Source organism: Hydrocarboniphaga sp. (assembly GCF_965279055.1).
In the GTDB taxonomy this organism is placed as follows: Bacteria; Pseudomonadota; Gammaproteobacteria; order Nevskiales; family Nevskiaceae; genus Hydrocarboniphaga.
Genome location: NZ_OZ257125.1, coordinates 2,194,146 through 2,209,416 on the forward strand (window position 1 = coordinate 2,194,146; position 15,271 = coordinate 2,209,416).

18 protein-coding genes are annotated in these 15,271 nt (G+C 66.9%); 7 read left to right on the top strand and 11 right to left on the bottom strand.

All coding sequences use genetic code 11. The features are described 5' to 3' along the window. Nucleotides 1-57: 57 nt before the first annotated feature. The 3 genes from ACQZF9_RS09800 to ACQZF9_RS09810 are packed head-to-tail and all read left to right on the top strand — an operon-like array spanning nucleotide 58 to nucleotide 2,893. Nucleotides 58-1,617 carry a long-chain-fatty-acid--CoA ligase gene (locus ACQZF9_RS09800; RefSeq protein WP_428313049.1) on the top strand — a complete coding sequence of 520 codons (1,560 nt, stop codon included), beginning with the start codon at nucleotides 58-60 and terminating at the stop codon, nucleotides 1,615-1,617. A gap of 46 nt (nucleotides 1,618-1,663) precedes the next feature. Beyond that, a complete protein-coding gene (locus tag ACQZF9_RS09805) occupies nucleotides 1,664-1,819 on the top strand; it encodes a hypothetical protein (RefSeq protein WP_428313050.1) in 156 nt (51 codons plus the stop codon). 30 nt (nucleotides 1,820-1,849) lie between these two features. Beyond that, nucleotides 1,850-2,893 (top strand): CaiB/BaiF CoA transferase family protein, encoded by a 1,044-nt coding sequence (locus ACQZF9_RS09810; RefSeq protein WP_428313051.1) that lies wholly within the window; start codon nucleotides 1,850-1,852, stop codon nucleotides 2,891-2,893. Here ACQZF9_RS09810 and ACQZF9_RS09815 read toward each other — a convergent pair. Further along, a complete protein-coding gene (locus tag ACQZF9_RS09815) occupies nucleotides 2,879-4,342 on the bottom strand; it encodes a M20 family metallopeptidase (protein ID WP_428313052.1) in 1,464 nt (487 codons plus the stop codon). The genes ACQZF9_RS09810 and ACQZF9_RS09815 overlap by 15 nt on opposite strands. Before the next feature lie 70 nt (nucleotides 4,343-4,412). Then, nucleotides 4,413-4,955: a GGDEF domain-containing protein gene (locus ACQZF9_RS09820; RefSeq protein ID WP_428313053.1), complete on the bottom strand. Its 543-nt coding sequence runs from the start codon at nucleotides 4,953-4,955 to the stop codon at nucleotides 4,413-4,415. Between the two features lie 68 nt (nucleotides 4,956-5,023). On the opposite strand from ACQZF9_RS09820, the gene ACQZF9_RS09825 reads away from it, so the two are divergent. After that, entirely contained in the window at nucleotides 5,024-5,170 is a 147-nt protein-coding gene (locus ACQZF9_RS09825; RefSeq protein WP_428313054.1) for a hypothetical protein, read from the top strand. Nucleotides 5,171-5,272: 102 nt separating this feature from the next. Here the strand turns inward: ACQZF9_RS09825 and ACQZF9_RS09830 are convergent, their stop codons facing one another. Continuing rightward, nucleotides 5,273-5,734 carry a hypothetical protein gene (locus tag ACQZF9_RS09830; RefSeq protein WP_428313055.1) on the bottom strand — a complete coding sequence of 154 codons (462 nt, stop codon included), beginning with the start codon at nucleotides 5,732-5,734 and terminating at the stop codon, nucleotides 5,273-5,275. An 83-nt stretch (nucleotides 5,735-5,817) separates the two neighbouring features. Continuing rightward, nucleotides 5,818-6,213 (bottom strand): hypothetical protein, encoded by a 396-nt coding sequence (locus ACQZF9_RS09835; protein WP_428313056.1) that lies wholly within the window; start codon nucleotides 6,211-6,213, stop codon nucleotides 5,818-5,820. 241 nt (nucleotides 6,214-6,454) lie between these two features. Here ACQZF9_RS09835 and ACQZF9_RS09840 point away from each other — a divergent pair, with 241 nt between their 5' ends. Then, nucleotides 6,455-7,228 carry a crotonase/enoyl-CoA hydratase family protein gene (locus tag ACQZF9_RS09840; protein WP_428313057.1) on the top strand — a complete coding sequence of 258 codons (774 nt, stop codon included), beginning with the start codon at nucleotides 6,455-6,457 and terminating at the stop codon, nucleotides 7,226-7,228. Here ACQZF9_RS09840 and ACQZF9_RS09845 read toward each other — a convergent pair. Both ACQZF9_RS09845 and dksA read right to left on the bottom strand, forming a co-directional pair. Beyond that, nucleotides 7,221-8,381 (bottom strand): metallophosphoesterase, encoded by a 1,161-nt coding sequence (locus tag ACQZF9_RS09845; protein WP_428313058.1) that lies wholly within the window; start codon nucleotides 8,379-8,381, stop codon nucleotides 7,221-7,223. The two genes, ACQZF9_RS09840 and ACQZF9_RS09845, sit on opposite strands and share 8 nt — an antisense overlap. An 83-nt stretch (nucleotides 8,382-8,464) precedes the next feature. Beyond that, nucleotides 8,465-8,968 (bottom strand): RNA polymerase-binding protein DksA, encoded by a 504-nt coding sequence (gene dksA / locus ACQZF9_RS09850; protein ID WP_428313059.1) that lies wholly within the window; start codon nucleotides 8,966-8,968, stop codon nucleotides 8,465-8,467. Between dksA and ACQZF9_RS09855 the strand changes: the two genes are divergently transcribed. Both ACQZF9_RS09855 and ACQZF9_RS09860 read left to right on the top strand, forming a co-directional pair. Further along, a complete protein-coding gene (locus tag ACQZF9_RS09855) occupies nucleotides 8,955-9,575 on the top strand; it encodes a hypothetical protein (protein WP_428313060.1) in 621 nt (206 codons plus the stop codon). The genes dksA and ACQZF9_RS09855 overlap by 14 nt on opposite strands. 172 nt (nucleotides 9,576-9,747) lie before the next feature. Further along, the gene (locus ACQZF9_RS09860) at nucleotides 9,748-10,800 is read left to right on the top strand and encodes a cyclic nucleotide-binding domain-containing protein (RefSeq protein WP_428313061.1); all 1,053 of its coding nucleotides are present in this window, start codon (nucleotides 9,748-9,750) and stop codon (nucleotides 10,798-10,800) included. A 10-nt stretch (nucleotides 10,801-10,810) separates the two neighbouring features. Here the strand turns inward: ACQZF9_RS09860 and ACQZF9_RS09865 are convergent, their stop codons facing one another. From ACQZF9_RS09865 to ACQZF9_RS09885, 5 genes are read right to left on the bottom strand one after another with little or no spacing between them, the layout of a single operon-like run. Next, nucleotides 10,811-11,170, bottom strand: coding sequence for a PilZ domain-containing protein (locus ACQZF9_RS09865; protein WP_428313062.1), 360 nt, complete (start codon nucleotides 11,168-11,170; stop codon nucleotides 10,811-10,813). Nucleotides 11,171-11,212: 42 nt separating this feature from the next. After that, nucleotides 11,213-12,226 carry a DNA polymerase III subunit delta' gene (gene holB, locus ACQZF9_RS09870; protein ID WP_428313063.1) on the bottom strand — a complete coding sequence of 338 codons (1,014 nt, stop codon included), beginning with the start codon at nucleotides 12,224-12,226 and terminating at the stop codon, nucleotides 11,213-11,215. Continuing rightward, nucleotides 12,223-12,843: a dTMP kinase gene (gene tmk / locus ACQZF9_RS09875; RefSeq protein WP_428313064.1), complete on the bottom strand. Its 621-nt coding sequence runs from the start codon at nucleotides 12,841-12,843 to the stop codon at nucleotides 12,223-12,225. The genes holB and tmk overlap by 4 nt, the downstream gene beginning before the upstream one ends. Beyond that, entirely contained in the window at nucleotides 12,840-13,967 is a 1,128-nt protein-coding gene (gene mltG / locus ACQZF9_RS09880) for an endolytic transglycosylase MltG (protein ID WP_428313065.1), read from the bottom strand. The genes tmk and mltG overlap by 4 nt, the downstream gene beginning before the upstream one ends. Continuing rightward, nucleotides 13,967-15,271 (bottom strand): aminodeoxychorismate synthase component I, encoded by a 1,305-nt coding sequence (locus tag ACQZF9_RS09885; protein ID WP_428313066.1) that lies wholly within the window; start codon nucleotides 15,269-15,271, stop codon nucleotides 13,967-13,969. Before ACQZF9_RS09885 ends, mltG begins: the two co-directional genes overlap by 1 nt.

The window sequence follows — 15,271 nt, forward strand, 5'->3', positions numbered from 1 at the left end:
CTTCTACCATGCAATGACTGGACGACAGATCCGGGCCCATCGCTTCGAGGAGAACGCATGTATCTGACCCAGGCCCTGCACCGCGCCGTACAACAGCATCCGCAGCGCATCGCGGTGCAGCTCGGCGAGCGCCGGCGCACGTTCGCGCAGTTTCAGGATCGCGTCGCGAGACTCGCCGGCGCGCTGCAGAAACTCGGCCTGCAGGCCGGTGATCGCGTGGCGATGCTGTCGCTGAATTCCGATCGTTATCTGGAGTACCAGATGGCGGTGCCCTGGGCCGGCGGTGTGATGAACCCCTGCAATATCCGCTGGTCGGCAGCCGAAATCCTGTATTCGCTGGACGATTCGGGCTCGACGATGCTGCTGGTGGATGAAACCTATCGCGCGCTGGTCGAGCAGCTCCGCGCGCGCTCGAACAGCCTGCGTGACGTGATCTATTGCGGCGACGGCGAACTCCCGCCTGGCATGCATGACTACGAGTCGCTGATCCGCGATACCGAGCCGGTCGCCGATGCGCTGCGTAGCGGCGAAGATCTCGCCGGCATTTTCTACACCGGCGGCACCACCGGTTTTCCAAAAGGCGTGATGCTCAGCCACGGCAACCTGTGCGCCTCGGCTCTGTCGCTTTGCGCCGAAGGCCTGGTCACGGCCGGCGGCTGCTACCTGCATGCGGCGCCGATGTTCCATCTCGCCGACATGGGCATGGCGATGACGCACTGGATCAACGGCAACACGCATTCGGTGCTGCCCTCGTTCGATCCCGAGCAGATACTCGAGACGATAGAACGCGATCGCGTCACCCAGGTGCTACTGGTGCCGACGATGATCCAGATGCTGGTGGACCATCCGGCGATGCAGCAGTCGCGTGACCTGAGCTCGCTGCAGACCATCATCTACGGCGCGGCGCTGATCGCCGAAGCCACACTCGATCGGGCGATGGCGGCGCTGCCGGGCGTCGATTTCGTGCAGGCCTACGGCATGACCGAGCTGGCGCCGCTGGCGACGGTGAACCCGGCCTGTTACCACACGCTCGAAGGCCGCAAGCTCGGCAAGCTGCGCTCGGCGGGACGCGCCAGCTTCTGCACCGAAGTGCGCATCGTCGATGCGCTGGGCGAGCCGATGCCGCGCGGCCAGGTCGGCAATGTCGCGGTACGCGGCCCCAACGTGATGCAGGGCTACTGGAACCAGCCCGAGCTGACCGCGCAGGCGATCCGCAACGGCTGGATGCACACCGGCGACGGCGCCTACATGGACGAGGACGGCTTCATCTTCATCGTCGACCGGCTGAAGGACATGATCATCAGCGGCGGCGAAAACGTTTATTCCGGCGAAGTGGAAAACGCGCTGGCCCAGCATCCCGCGGTGCAGGCCTGCGCGGTGATCGGCATTCCCAGCGAGCAATGGGGCGAGAGTGTCCACGCGGTCGTGGTCTGCAAGCGCGGCGAGGCTGTCGGTGCCGAAGAACTGATCGCGCACTGCAGGACGCTGATCGCTGGCTACAAGTGCCCGCGCAGCATCGCTTTTGCCGAAGCGCTGCCGATATCCGGTGCCGGCAAGGTGTTGAAGACGGTGTTGCGCGAGCCGTACTGGAGGGAACAGAAACACCGCCTCGGCTAGGGAACGCGCGCAGCCTCTGCGCATTCGCTGGTGCGGCAACGACCGCGTGCTGACGTTCCGGGAGTTCGGCCCGCCGATGCTCGACCGACAAACCCATGGCGTCCTGCACAGCTACGGTCACAACCCGATTTACAACGATCCGGCCGGCGTTGCCGACGCGATGCCCGACTGCAGCCAAGCGGTCGAGCGCGGCGAAGCTTAAAGTCGGCGTAGGATCCACGGAGCAGCATTCATGCAAAACCTGAAGGCGCCGCTGAGCGGCGTGCACGTCGTCGAATTCGAAGGTCTCGGCCCCGGCCCGCTCGCCGGCCGCATGCTCGCCGACATGGGCGCGCGCGTCAGCCTGATCTGCCGGCCGCAGCGCGGCGCGGTCAACGCCCAGCTCAGCGGCGGCGGTGATGATCCGATGCGCGCCGGCAAGGACGTGGTCACGCTCGACCTGAAACAGGCCGGCGCCGTCGACCAGGCAATGCAGCTGATCGCGCAGGCCGACGCGCTGATCGAAGGTAACCGTCCCGGCGTGATGGAACGGCTCGGCCTCGGCCCCGCTGCCTGCGCCGCACACAATCCGCGGCTGGTCTACGGCCGCATGACCGGCTGGGGGCAGAGCGGCCCGCTGGCGAGCAGCGCCGGGCATGATCTGAATTACGTCGCGCTCAGCGGCCTGCTGTCGCTGTCGGCACAGAACGGCGCGCGGCCGATGGTGCCGCCGACCGTGGTCGGCGATGCCGGCGGCGCGCTGGGCCTGGCTTTCGGCATGGTCTGCGCGCTGTACGAGGCGCGCAGCAGCGGCGTCGGCCGCGTCGTCGATGGCGCGATCGTCGACACGGTCGCGATGCTCGGCAGCCTGGCGCTGTTTGCACGCGCCGGCGGCCAGCTCGACAGCGACACGCCCAGCCCGTTTCACGACTCGCCGTTCTACGACGTCTACGCCTGTAGCGACGGCGGCCACATCAGCATCGGCCCGCTGGAGCCGCAGTTCTACGCGCTGCTGCTGGTCAAGCTCGGGCTTGCCGACGTCGATGCCGCGCGTCAGTACGACAAGAGCAGCTGGCCGGCGTTGAAGGCGCGCTTCATCGCGCTGTTCGCCAGCCGGCCGCGCGCTCACTGGTGTGCACTGCTGGAAGGCACCGACGTCTGCTTCGCGCCGGTGCTGAGCCTGGCCGAGGCCGCGGTGCATCCGCACAACCAGGCGCGCGGCATTTTCCAGACCTCGGCGAGCGGCGTGCTGAGTGTGGCGCCGGCGCCCCGCTTTCTGGCTTTACGCGAGAGCTGAGCGCTCGCGTCCCCGTTTTGCTCCAAAGGCGCCGTGTCGGGCGAGCACGTCGGCGACGACCATGCTGACGCGCTTGCCGGTCGGCAGATGCAGGAATTCGTTGGGCCCGTGCGCATTCGAGTGCGGGCCGAGCACGCCGGTGACCAGGAACTGCGCGGCCGGGAATTTTTCGCCGAGCATGCCCATGAACGGAATCGAGCCACCCTCGCCCATGTACATCGGCGGCTGGCCGAAGTAGTGGTGTGAGGCCTCGGCCACGGCGTTTTCCAGCCAGGGCGACAGCGCCGGTGCGTTCCAGCCGCTGCCGGATTTCTCGACATCGAGCGTGACCTTGGCGCCATAAGGCGGGTGCGCTTCTAGCAGCTGCTTGAGCACCTCGGATGCGCGCTTGCCGTCCAGGGTCGGTGGCAGACGCAGCGACAGCTTCACCGCGGTATGCGGCCGCAGCACGTTGCCGCCATTGGCCAGCGGCGGTATGCCGTCGACGCCGGTGACCGCGAGCTGTGGGCGCCATGTGCGGTTCAGCACCAGCTCGCCGAGATCGTCCAGCACCGGCTGCATGCCGGGCACGAACGGGAACTTGCTGTAGACCTCATCGCCCAGAACCTGCGCAACTTTCCTCGCCTGCTCGATGCGCTGCGCGGGAATCTCCACATGAAAATCCGGCGGCAGGATCCTGCCGCTGGTTTCGTCTTCGAGCCGCGACAGCAGCTGGCGCAGGATGCGGAAGCTCGACGCGACCACGCCGGAGGAGTCGCCGGAGTGCACGCCTTCTTCCAGCACCTGCACCTTCAGATTGCCGCCGGCGAGGCCGCGCAGGCTGGTGGTCAGCCACAGCTGCTCGTAGTTGCCGCAGCCGGAATCCAGGCAGATCACCAGCGACGGCGAGCCCAGCCGCGACATCAGGTGATCGACGTAGAACGGCAGGTCGTAGCTGCCGGATTCCTCGCAGGCCTCGATCAGCAGCACGCAGCGCGCATGCGGCACTTTCTGTTCCTGCAATGCGAGCAGCGCCGCCAGCGAGCCGAAGATCGCGTAGCCGTCGTCGGCGCCGCCGCGGCCGTAGAGCTTGTCGCCTGCCAGCTTCGGAATCCACGGGCCGAGGCCGTCGGCCCAGCCGCTCATCTCCGGCTGCTTGTCGAGATGGCCGTAGAGAATCACGCAGTCGTCGGTGTCGGCGCCGTTGGTGGCGGGCACGTCGACATAGATCAGCGGCGTGCGCCCCGGCAGGCGCACGACTTCGAGCGTCGCACCGGGCAGCGCCGTGATGCGGGCGCGCGCCCATTTCTCCATCAGGCGTACCGCGTCGTCCATGTAGCCGTGCTCGGCCCACTGCGGGTCGAACATCGGCGACTTGTTGGGAATGCGGATGTATTCGATCAGCTGCGGAACGATCTCGTCGTCCCAGAGACCGCTGACGTGTTGCTGGATGCGGGCGTTGTCGAGCATGGGCGCTGTGCCGGTTTCGGGCCGGCGCATAGTCTAGACCGTGATCGCGTGACCCGGCGGTGACGACGACTCAGCGCGTCACCACCGCACGATTGCGGCCTTCGCGCCTGGCTGCGTACAGCGCGGCATCGGCCTGCTGCAGCAGCAGCGCCAGGGTCTGCCCCAGCCGCGGTTCGGCGTAGTGCACGCCGACGCTGGCGGTGATGGTCGTAGCGACCAGCGAGGACCGGTGCTCGATGTTCAGCGCGGCAACACGCTCGACCAGATCGACGCCGATCTGCTGCGCGCTCTCCAGGCTGACGCCGAAACACAGGCCGGCGAACTCCTCGCCGCCGATGCGCGCGACCAGGTCCATTGACCTGCGAAAATGGGGCGACAGCGCCGCCGCCACCGCCTCGAGCACGCGATCGCCGGCGGCGTGGCCGTAGTTATCGTTGTACGGTTTGAAGCAATCCAGATCGACCATGATCACCGCCACCGGGCTGCGCTCGCGTATCGCCTGGCGTACCGCGATGTGCGCGCGCTCCTCGAACGCGCCGCGGTTGTACAGGCCGGTCAGCGGATCGGTCAGCGCCAGGCTTTCGAAATGCCGGCGCTCCGATCCAGTTTGCAAGAACCGCCAAAAGCGCGAAGATGGCCCGGCCCAACCACGTCGTCGTCGCCCGCCACCGAGGCCCGCTGATGAAATCCGTCCACGACCTGATCATCGCGCTGCTGATCGCCACGCCGCTGGTCGCCTCGGTGATGATGCTGGTGTTCGCGGCGCACGACGGAGTACCGGCTGCGCCGGGTGCCGCGGCTGCGACGGTGACCACGCACGGCTACTGAGGCGCTGTCCTCAGCACGCGAACGATAGGAGCGGGCTTGCCCGCGACCGGGACCTTGCAGGGGCGCGGGCAAGCCCGCTCCTACAGTGCCTGCGGATTTCGCTCAGCTCGGCCTTGTCCTGTAGCGCAGGCCGGAGCTGGCTGAAAACGCCTGCGCATCGAACTCGCACCAGACTTCGCCCCAGGCATAACGCTCGCGTCCGGAGAACGAACCGCGCTTCTTCAGCTTGCCCAGTGCGGCGCGCACGAACGCGATCTCCTGATCGATCGCCTCCTGACTGGGCCAGCCGCCGTCGAGTTCGGCGTCGGGCAGGATCACGCTCCAGTTCACTTCCAGCAAGGCGCCGTGCTCGAAGTACAGCGACATGCCGCTGTCGGCTCCGTCGAACGACAGGCCCTGAAGATAGACCCATTCGCCGCCGTCTTTCAGTTCGCGGTTGCCGCTGTAGTGGCGGCCGAGCGCGGCAACGGCGGCGACGCGGCTGACACCGGCGCCGAGCTTGAGCGCGCTGCCGTGAATCTGAATCGAGCCGTCAGCGAGTGAAGGCATGAACGCGGTGGACATCGTCGGCTCCTTTGCGGCCGCAGAAAAAAAGAAGGGCGCGTCGACAACGGCGCGCCCTCGATTCCTTCGATGAAGGCAAAAGCTCAGACGCTTTCGGCAACCTTCTCGGCTTCGGCGGCGACCTTGTTCGCCACCTGGGCGACGGTCTTGGCGACTTTCTTGGCGGCCTTCTTCACTTTGGACTTGACGGTTTTCTTGACCGGCGCCTTCTTCGCAGGGGCCTTCTTGGCGCTGCTCTTCTTCGCCGGCGCTTTCTTCACGGCCTTTTTAGCGGTCTTTTTTGCGCCCTTTACCGCCTTGGCGGCTTTCTTGGCGACCGGCTTCTTGGTCGCTTTCTTCGCTACCTTCTTGGCAGCCTTGGCAACCTTGGCGACTTTCTTGATCGCCTTCTTCGCGGTCTTCTTCACTGCCACCTTCTTCACCGCGGACTTCTTCGACGTCTTCTTTGCAGCTTTCTTCGCAGTCTTCTTCGCAGCCATAACCACCTCCTGAAAGTTGGGCCAGCGATCGCGACGATCGCGAACGTCAAGCTCCACGCCGCATCGTGGCAGCGTGTTCGGCAAAACTCAACGTGACGACAACGCAGTGCTGATCTCATCGCTCGCCGACGATGCGCTGTTGCCGACGAATGCCGATCGAGCACACACTCGAAATCGACGACGTCGAATACGCATTGCGTGCATCACGTCGCGGTCATTTTTCACTTCCGGGAGTTTTTCCATGGATCTGGTTCTGTTCGACGTCAACGGCGCGGTGTGCACGATCAGTCTCAATCGCGCGGACAAGCGCAACGCTGTCGACGCGCTGCTCGCCGCGCAATTGCGCGCAGCCTTCGAGCGTTTCGAGTCCGACGACGCGCTGCGTGTCGCGGTGCTGACCGGCATCGGCGGGCATTTCTGCAGTGGCGCCGATCTGTCGGCAGTGAACGATCCGACGCGTCGCAACGAGCTCGACGTCGACGGCAAAGGCAGTGGTCCGATGGGGCCGACGCGCATGGCGCTGAGCAAACCGCTGATCGCGGCCGTCAACGGCTACGCGGTCGCTGGCGGACTGGAACTGGCGCTGCTGGCCGATCTGCGCATCGCCGACGAGGACGCGATCTTCGGCGTGTTCTGCCGGCGCTGGGGCGTACCGCTGATCGACGGCGGCACCGTCAGGCTGCCGCGCATCGTCGGCATGGGCCGAGCGATGGACATGATCCTGAGCGGCCGCGCGGTCGACGCGAAAGAAGCGCTGGCGATGGGCTTGTGCAATCGCATCACGCCGGTCGGCGCTGCCTTGCAAGCAGCGCAGTCGTTGGCGCATCAGATCGCCGCGTTCCCGCAGGCCTGCATGCTCGCCGATCGCGAGTCCGCGTATCGGCAATGGGACCTGCCGCTGGCCGAAGCGCTTCAGCAGGAAGGCGCGCGCGGCGTGCCGATCGTGTTCGCCGAAGGCCGCAGCGGCGCGGCGCGCTTCAGCGCCGGCGCCGGACGCCACGGCGATTTCAGCTAGCGGGCGCGGCGACCAGCTTCAGCCGCGTGATTTCGGACGGCGCGAAGAACCGCAGCGGCGGACCCCAGTAACCGGTGCCGCGGCTGGTGTAGATCAGCAGCTGCCTGACGCGATGCAAGCCGGCGACGAAGGGCTGCTGCATCGTCACGAAGAAATTCCACGGCAGGAACTGGCCGCCGTGGGTATGACCGGACAGCTGCACGTCGAAGCCAGCGTCGGCGGCGGCCGGCGCCGATCGCGGCTGATGCGCGAGCAGAATCTTCAGCGCAACCGCCGTCGCCGTGCGTGCCGCTGCCAGCGCGTCGCTGGCATGCGCGGGATCGAAGTGTGCGCCGCCGAAATCGGTGACGCCGCCGATCAACAGGCGCGCACCGCGATGCTCGATGACCTCGTTCTCGTTCAGCAGCACGCGCATGCCCAGGCGCCGCCATTCCGGCAGCCAGGCCTCGACGCCGTGGTAATACTCGTGGTTGCCGGTCACGCAGTAAGTGCCGTAGCGCGACTGCAGCTGCGCCAGCGGCGCGACGTGCTCGCGCAGGCTGGCGACGCTGCCGTCGATGACGTCGCCGGTGATCGCGACCAGGTCGGCGTCGAGCCGATTGACGCGACGGACGATGCCGTCGATATAGCCGCGCTTGATCGTCGGCCCGACATGGATGTCGCTGAGCTGGACGATGCTGAAGCCCTGCAACTCCGGCGCGAGCCCGGCGATCGGCAAGTCGACCTCGACGACGCGCGCGACACGCCGCGCATTGATCAGGCCGAGCAGGCTGATGGCGGCGACCAGCAGCAACACGCCCCATGCCGAGTTCTGCAGCAGCCAGGGCCAGTCGATCGCGTCGGGCCGAGCCAGACTCCACAGCGCCGCGACGGCCAGCGTCAGATCACGCAGCAGAGTCAGCACGATCAGGCTGGAGAACACGCCCATCGACAGATAGCCGGCCCAGGCGAGCGCATCGCCGCCACGTCCCGGCACGCGGCTGAGTTGCACCAGCAGCGGCGCCGGCACCAGCACGCAGGACGCGAGCAACCAGATGCCGAGCAGACTGCCGGCGAGCGAACCGGAGTTCAATGCCGGCAGCAGACGCCAGGCGACGTAGCCGTGCAGCAGTACGCTGATCAGCGTCAGCATCAACAGGGGATTTCGGCGCATCCGCTCAAGCTGGTATCGCGCCTCGGGAATTCAAGCCGGCGCCGCAGGTCGGCGAAGGATTGCCGACCTGCACCGGGCGCGTTTCAGCGGTCGCGGTACTGCGACTCGGCGCGTTCGTCCTGGCCCTTGATGTCGACGCAGACGGTCGCGGTCGGGCGTGCCAGCAGGCGTGCGATGCCGATCGCTTCGCCGGTCTTTTCGCAGTAGCCGTATTCCTTGTCGCGAATACGGCGGAACGCGTCTTCGATCTTGCGCAGCAGCAGCGACTCGCGCTCGCGCAGGCGCAGGTCGAGCCAATGCTCTTCCTCGGCGCTGGCGCGGTCTGCCGGATCGGCAAACACTTCGCGCTGGTGCAGTCGCTCCTTGACGTCGACTTCGCGCGCCAGCACTTCGGAACGCATCTGCAGCAGGCGTTCGTGGAAGAACGCGAGCTGGTCGTCGTTCATGTAGTCGGCCGGGGGCATCGCGCGGATTTCGTCTTCGGTCAGCGCTCGCGCATTCGCGGCGCCTTTGCGCACCACGGTCTTCGACGGCTTGGCTGGCGGGTTGGCAGCTGCAGCGGCAGCGGATGGCTTGGACGCAGACATCATCTTGGCAATCTTTCCTGTGGCGGCCGGCGCTGCCGGTTCCGCGATCTTGGTGGGCTTTTCCGTGTTTGCCGCAGGCGCCGGAACCGGCGCAGGCGGTGCAGCAACTACAGCCGGGGCAACAGGCTTGGACGCAGGCGGTTTAACGGCCGCCGGCGCCGCCACTTTAGCGGGCGCCGGCTTGACCGCAGTCGCAGGCGCCGCTGGCGGTACTTTCTTTGCAGCCGGCGCGGGCACCGCTTTGGCCTTGGCCTTGACCGGCGTGGGAGCGGCTTTCTTCGCAGCCGCTTTCGGCACGGGCTTGGCGGCCGGCTTCACGACTTTGGCAACGGGCTTGCTGGTTTTGACAGCCGGTTTATGCGCCGGTTTTGCCGGCTTGGCCACCTTGGATGCGGTTTTCGCAGCCGGCTTGGCGGGCGTCTTTACCGGTGTTTTCACGGCTGGCTTGGCCGCAGGTTTGGCGGCGGATTTGGAGAAAGCCGCCTTGGCGACGGCCGCCGATTTCTTGACCAGCTTCTTGGCGGCACTGGCAACCGATTTCGGTTTGCTTGCAGCTGCCGGCTTCGAAGGTTTCTTGGATGCCATCTCGACTCTCTCCGTTATCTAATCGTAAAGCCCGCTTCCCCGCCCTGTTTCGTCCGGACCCGGCCTGCGCCGGGAACTGGTCGAACACGGGGCGACGCCTCCAAGCGAGACCGTGACCGGTTTCAAGCCATGCAATGCAATATTGTGGCACAAAAAAGGCCAGTCACTTACCGGGCGCCTGGCGGCAAAACGGCATGTCGATCAGCCTCAATCTGTTTGCTCCCTATTCGCTGCTGCGCGGCCTCAGCTCGCAAAGCGCGAGCCAGCTCGCCAGGCGCACGCAACTGATCCGCCGCCAGGTCGGCGATTACCTGTTCCGAGCCGGCGACCACTCAGCGTATACGTATTTTCTGGTGTCCGGCCAGCTTGCTTTCGAGGCGCCGACCGGCCTGCTCGCCGGCCACCTTTCCGCCCGCGATCGCGCCGCGGCCGAGCCTTTGCCGGAAGTCTCTCCGCATCAGGTGAGCGCCCGCTGTCTGAGCGAGGTCTGTTGCCTGAGCATCGACTCGGCGCTGCTCGAAGTGATGCTGAGCTGGGGCCGCGCGCCGCAGATCGACGTCGGTGAAATCGGCACCGATACGACGGCCGATACCGAGGACTGGATGCTGCGGCTGCTGCAGCATCGCAGCTTTCAGCAGTTGCCGGCGACGGTGCTGCAGTCGATGTTCCTGCGCATGAGTCCGGTCGAAGCCGCGGCCGGCGATCTGCTGATCCGCCAGCACGATCGTGGCGACTTCTTTTACGTGATCGTCGAAGGGCGTTGCCGCGTGATCCGCGAGGCAGCGGATGGCACGAGCCTGCAGCTGGCGACGTTCGGCCCCGGCGATTGCTTCGGCGAGGAGTCGCTGCTGTCGGGCACGCCGCGCAATGCCAGCGTGCAGGCACTGACCGCGGTCAGGCTGCTGCGCATGGAGCAAAGCGATTTCGCCCAGCTGCTGAGCGATGCCTGGACGCGCCGGCTGAGTGGGCGCATTGCGGAATCGCATGTCGCCAGCGGCACGGCGCGCTGGCTCGACGTGCGCTTGCCGAGTGAGCGTCGCGGTCGGCCCTTGCCAGGTAGCCTGCACATCCCTCTGTATTGCCTGCGCGCCAAAGCCGGGGAACTGCCGGACGGCATCCGCTATGTCTGCGTCTGCGACAACGGCCGTCGCAGCGCCGTGGCGGCTTTCATCCTCGCGCACATGGGCCGCGAGGCCTGCGTGCTCGAAAACGGATTGCAGGGGCTGCAGGTACGGGAGCCGGCCTGAGCCGCGGGCATTACAGCGTATGCGTCGGCCGGTCGGCACCCAGGGCGCCGGCCAGGATCGATTCGATCTTCTTCTGCGTAATGCCGCCGTCCTGCATGCTGAACTGTACGCCGATGCCCTGGGCGCGCTTGCCCTGCGCGGCGCGAGGCGTCACCCACACCACCTTGCCGGCCACCGGAAGGCGCTCGGCGCTGTCGAGCAGGGTCAGCAGAATGAACACTTCATCGCCGAGCCGGTATTCCTTGCTGGTCGGGATGAACAGGCCGCCGTTCTTGATGAACGGCATGTAGGACACGTAAAGCGCGCTCTTGTCCTTGAGATTCAGCGTCAGGATGCCGGGCTGTGCGCCGGGTCGAACCGGTGGTTCCATCGCTAGCAAGCTCCGCGGCGCTTTACGCTCATGGGCGCAACCTTAGCCGGACGCGCCGCCGCGCGCCATGCTCCAGCGCCACCAGGCGATCATCAGCGACTCCACGACCAGCTGCGGCGAGGCACTGGTGGTGATACGCCGTGCCGACTCGAACGCCTCGTCCAACATGGCCTGAAGACCCGGCATGGCGACGCGCGACGGGATCGTGCCGAGGTCCGCCGCCTGCGGGCCGCCGACCCGCGCGCGCAGCAGTTCGCCCAGAAACGCGATGAAAGCCGCGATCCAGGCCGACACCTGCTCGCGATCCTTGCCGACCGCGAGCGCCGCGGCTGTCGGTGCGCGCTTTTGCGCGGCGACGTCGAGCCAGTCGCTGCGCCATTTGCCGTGCTGTTCGAGCAGGCCGGACTGGTGCGCCGCCAGCGCGCGCAGCGGCGCGCCCTGCGCCAGATCCAGCGCCCGATCCAGGTTCGCGCCGGTCAGCGCCGGCTGCTGTTCGCGCAGCCAGGCGCGCGCCTGTTCGTCGCTCGGCGGCGCAAAACGCAGGCGCTGGCAGCGGCTGCGCAAGGTGGCGGCCAGCGCCATCGGCCGCTCCGACACCAGCAGCATGTAGGTCTTGGGTGGCGGCTCTTCGATGGTCTTCAGCAGCGCGTTGACGCCGCTGACGTTGAGCGCATCGACCGGGTCCATGACCACGACTTTGGAGCCGCCGTAGTGCGCGCTCAGTACCAGCTTTTCACCGAGATCGCGCAACTGCTCGACGCTGATGTCGCGCTTCTGCTTGTCGTTTTTCTCGTCATACAGCGGCTGCAGCCAGAACAGGTTCGGATGCGAGCCGGCATCGAACTGCACGCAGCCGCGACACTGGCCGCAGGCCGTGCCTCGCGCGCCCGGCGACTCGCACAGCAGCGCCTGCGCCAGCGCGCGCGCGAACTGGCGCTTGCCGACGCCGGCAGGCCCGGCCAGCAGCAAGGCATGTGCGAGTTTCTCGTTCGCGCGCGCCTCGGTGACCACCGACCACAGCGCGCTCTGCCACGGCAGGATGCCGACAACGCTCATAACCGTACCTGCAGAATCTGCTGAAGTTCGCGGCTGATTTCATCGAGGCCGCGGCTGGCATCGAGCACCACGCAGCGCTGCGGCGCCGCCGCCGCGCGATCCAGATACGACTGGCGCACCCGCTGCATGAAGGCAAGGTTCTCGGCCTCGAAACGATTCAGGTCGCCGCGGCTCCTGGCGCGCGCCAGGCCGAGTTCCGGCGCGATGTCGAAGATCAGCGTCAGATCCGGCTGCAGGCCGGCGAGCACCAGATCTTCCATTGCCTGCAGCGCTGGCGCCGGCAGTCCGCGGCCGGCGCCCTGATACGCCCAGCTCGCATCGACGAAGCGATCGCAGACCACGTCGATGCCGCGTTGCAGCGCCGGCAAAACCGTCGCGCGCAGATGCGCCGCGCGCGCGGCGAAAATCAGCAACAGCTCGGTTGTCGCATCGATGCCTTCGGCCCAGTCCGCGAGCACGACGCCGCGAATGGCTTCGGCCAGCGGCGAGCCGCCGGGTTCGCGCGTGCTCAATACCTCGCGCCCCTGCGCCTTCAACCAGCTCGCGATGGTTTTCGAGTGCGTGGTCTTGCCGGCGCCCTCGCCGCCTTCGAGCGTGATCAGGCGTCCGCGCGTCATGGGGCCGGGCTCGTGGCTGGCGGCGTCGCTTCCGGCGATGCTTGCGGCACGACGACCTGCGGATTCGGCACGCTGGTCGGATCGACCGACGGCGACGGCGCACGCCCGCCGAGCTGGTAGCGGCGCACCGCGGCTTCGTGCTCTTCCAGCGTCGCCGAAAACTGGTGCGTGCCGTCGCCACGCGACACGAAGTACAGCGCATCGCCGTCGGCCGGATGCAGCGCCGCGTTGATCGCGGCGCGGCCCGGCAGGCAGATCGGCGTCGGCGGCAGGCCGGTGTTCAAGTAACTGTTGTAAGGATTGGGAGCGAGCAGATCGCGCTTGCGCAGATTGCCGTCGAAAGCAGCGCCGAGCCCGTAAATCACGGTCGGATCGGTCTGCAGGCGCATGCCGATGCGCAGCCGCCGGACGAATACGCCGGCGATCTGCGCACGCTCGGCCGGCGCGCCGGTTTCCTTCTCGACGATCGACGCCATGGTCAACGCTTCTTCCGGCGTCGCGTACGGCAGATCGGCCGCGCGCGTCTGCCACTCGGCGTCGAGCAGCTTGCGCATCGTGTCATAGGCGCGACGCAGGATCACCACGTCGCTGGTATCGCGCGGGAACAGATAAGTGTCCGGGAAAAAACGGCCTTCCGGATGCTGGCCGGCCAGACCCAGCGCGGTCATCACCTGATCCGGGTCGCTGCTGGTCAAGGTGTGACGCACCTGCGGATGCGCCATCAGCTGCTGCAGCGCTGCGTCGAAGCGCGTGCCCTCGACGATGCGCAGCTCGTAGACCACGACCTTGCCCGAGCGCCACAGCTCAAGGGCCTGATACGGACTCATGCCCGGATCGAGTCGGTATTCGCCGGTCTTGATGCCGGCGGCCTTGTTGGCGCCGCGCGCATAGGCTTCCAGGTACAGGCCCTGGCGCAGCGTGGCCAGGCGCTGCTGATCGCGCAACTGCAGCACCACGTCGCGGATGCGCGCGCCGGGTGCGATCGTGATCGTCGCCGGCTCGCTGAGCTTCAATGGCAGCGACAGCTGTCGATTGCCGTCGTACAGCAGCCAGGCGCAGATCGCGATCGCGAGCAGCAACAACAAGCCGAGCAGACGGAACAACTTGACCAGGAATTTGCGCATCACGCGGCTCCGAGCGCGAGCAGCAGGCCGCGCGCCTTCGCACGCGTTTCCATCAGCTCGGCCTGCGGATCGGAATCGGCGACGATGCCGGCGCCGGCACGGAAGCTGATCTCGCCATCTTCGACGACAAAGCTGCGAATCAGGATGTTGGTGTCGAGCCGGCCGCAGCGCGACAGGTAGCCCATCGCGCCGGTATACGGGCCGCGGCCCACGCCTTCGAGTTCGGCAAGAATTTCCATCGAGCGCACTTTAGGGCAGCCGGTGATGGTGCCGCCAGGGAAGACCGCGCGCAGCGCCTCGACCGGGCCGGCGTCGGCGCGCAGACGGCCGCGGATGTTGGAGACGATGTGATGCACGTGGGCGTAGCTTTCCACCGTCATCAGCTCGCTGACCACCACCGAACCCGGCTCACAGACCCGCCCGAGATCGTTGCGTTCCAGGTCGATCAACATCACGTGCTCTGCGCGTTCCTTGAGATTGCCGATCAGCTGTGCGCGCAACTGCGCGTCGTCGTCGACGGAGAGGCCGCGCGGCCGCGTGCCGGCGATCGGCCGGGTTTCGGCCATGCCGTTTTCGACGCGCAGCAGGCGCTCCGGCGACGAGCTGATCACGCTGCTGCCCTGCCATTGCGCGATGCCGGCGAACGGTGCCGGATTGGCGCCGCGCAGCCGCGCGTAAACGCTGGCGGCGCTGCCGCCGCGCAGCGGCGCGCGCCAGGCGCGCGACAGGTTCGCCTGGAAAATATCGCCGGCATGCAGGTAGTCGAGAATGCGCTGAACGCCGGCCAGATACGTCGCCGCATCGTCTTCGACAGCAGTGCCGATGTCGGGCGCGAGCTCCGCTGCCGGCGGAGGCGACGCCAGATCGTCGAGCATCGTCGACAGCTGGCTTTCGTCGCTTTCGGCATACAGCGTCGTCAGATTTTTTTCGCGATCGAAGATCAGTACCGCGCTGCAACGCACCGCGAGCGTTTCCGGCAGACGATACGGCGACGGCGGCAGCATCAGCCGCGGCTCGATCTGCCGCGTCGCCTCGTAGCCGAGCAGCAGGAACCAGCCGCCGACGAAAGGCAGGTCGGCGTGCTCGTTGCGCAGCAGCGGCTGCGCGGCATGAGCGGCACTCAGGCGCTCGAAGAAACCGTCGCCGCTGATGGTGTCGCCGGGAAACGCGAACAGCAGATCATAGCGGCCGGACACCGGATGCCCGGCTACCGACTGCAGCAGAAACGGATAGCGATCGGGGTTGCGGCGGTGGAGGTCGAAAAGATCGACCTCGCCGGCTCGCTCGGCGCGTAGTCCCAGCAT

What these genes read in the sequence shown, in the direction of transcription:
- ACQZF9_RS09800 (WP_428313049.1), top strand. Translation starts at nt 58, where the DNA reads ATGTATCTGACCCAGGCCCTGCACCGCGCCGTACAACAGCATCCGCAG.
- ACQZF9_RS09810 (WP_428313051.1), top strand. Translation starts at nt 1,850, where the DNA reads ATGCAAAACCTGAAGGCGCCGCTGAGCGGCGTGCACGTCGTCGAATTC.
- ACQZF9_RS09815 (WP_428313052.1), bottom strand. Translation starts at nt 4,342, where the DNA reads ATGCTCGACAACGCCCGCATCCAGCAACACGTCAGCGGTCTCTGGGAC.
- ACQZF9_RS09825 (WP_428313054.1), top strand. Translation starts at nt 5,024, where the DNA reads ATGAAATCCGTCCACGACCTGATCATCGCGCTGCTGATCGCCACGCCG.
- ACQZF9_RS09830 (WP_428313055.1), bottom strand. Translation starts at nt 5,734, where the DNA reads ATGTCCACCGCGTTCATGCCTTCACTCGCTGACGGCTCGATTCAGATT.
- ACQZF9_RS09835 (WP_428313056.1), bottom strand. Translation starts at nt 6,213, where the DNA reads ATGGCTGCGAAGAAGACTGCGAAGAAAGCTGCAAAGAAGACGTCGAAG.
- ACQZF9_RS09840 (WP_428313057.1), top strand. Translation starts at nt 6,455, where the DNA reads ATGGATCTGGTTCTGTTCGACGTCAACGGCGCGGTGTGCACGATCAGT.
- ACQZF9_RS09845 (WP_428313058.1), bottom strand. Translation starts at nt 8,381, where the DNA reads ATGCGCCGAAATCCCCTGTTGATGCTGACGCTGATCAGCGTACTGCTG.
- dksA (WP_428313059.1), bottom strand. Translation starts at nt 8,968, where the DNA reads ATGTCTGCGTCCAAGCCATCCGCTGCCGCTGCAGCTGCCAACCCGCCA.
- ACQZF9_RS09860 (WP_428313061.1), top strand. Translation starts at nt 9,748, where the DNA reads ATGTCGATCAGCCTCAATCTGTTTGCTCCCTATTCGCTGCTGCGCGGC.
- ACQZF9_RS09865 (WP_428313062.1), bottom strand. Translation starts at nt 11,170, where the DNA reads ATGGAACCACCGGTTCGACCCGGCGCACAGCCCGGCATCCTGACGCTG.
- holB (WP_428313063.1), bottom strand. Translation starts at nt 12,226, where the DNA reads ATGAGCGTTGTCGGCATCCTGCCGTGGCAGAGCGCGCTGTGGTCGGTG.
- tmk (WP_428313064.1), bottom strand. Translation starts at nt 12,843, where the DNA reads ATGACGCGCGGACGCCTGATCACGCTCGAAGGCGGCGAGGGCGCCGGC.
- mltG (WP_428313065.1), bottom strand. Translation starts at nt 13,967, where the DNA reads ATGCGCAAATTCCTGGTCAAGTTGTTCCGTCTGCTCGGCTTGTTGTTG.
- ACQZF9_RS09885 (WP_428313066.1), bottom strand. Translation starts at nt 15,271, where the DNA reads ATGCTGGGACTACGCGCCGAGCGAGCCGGCGAGGTCGATCTTTTCGAC.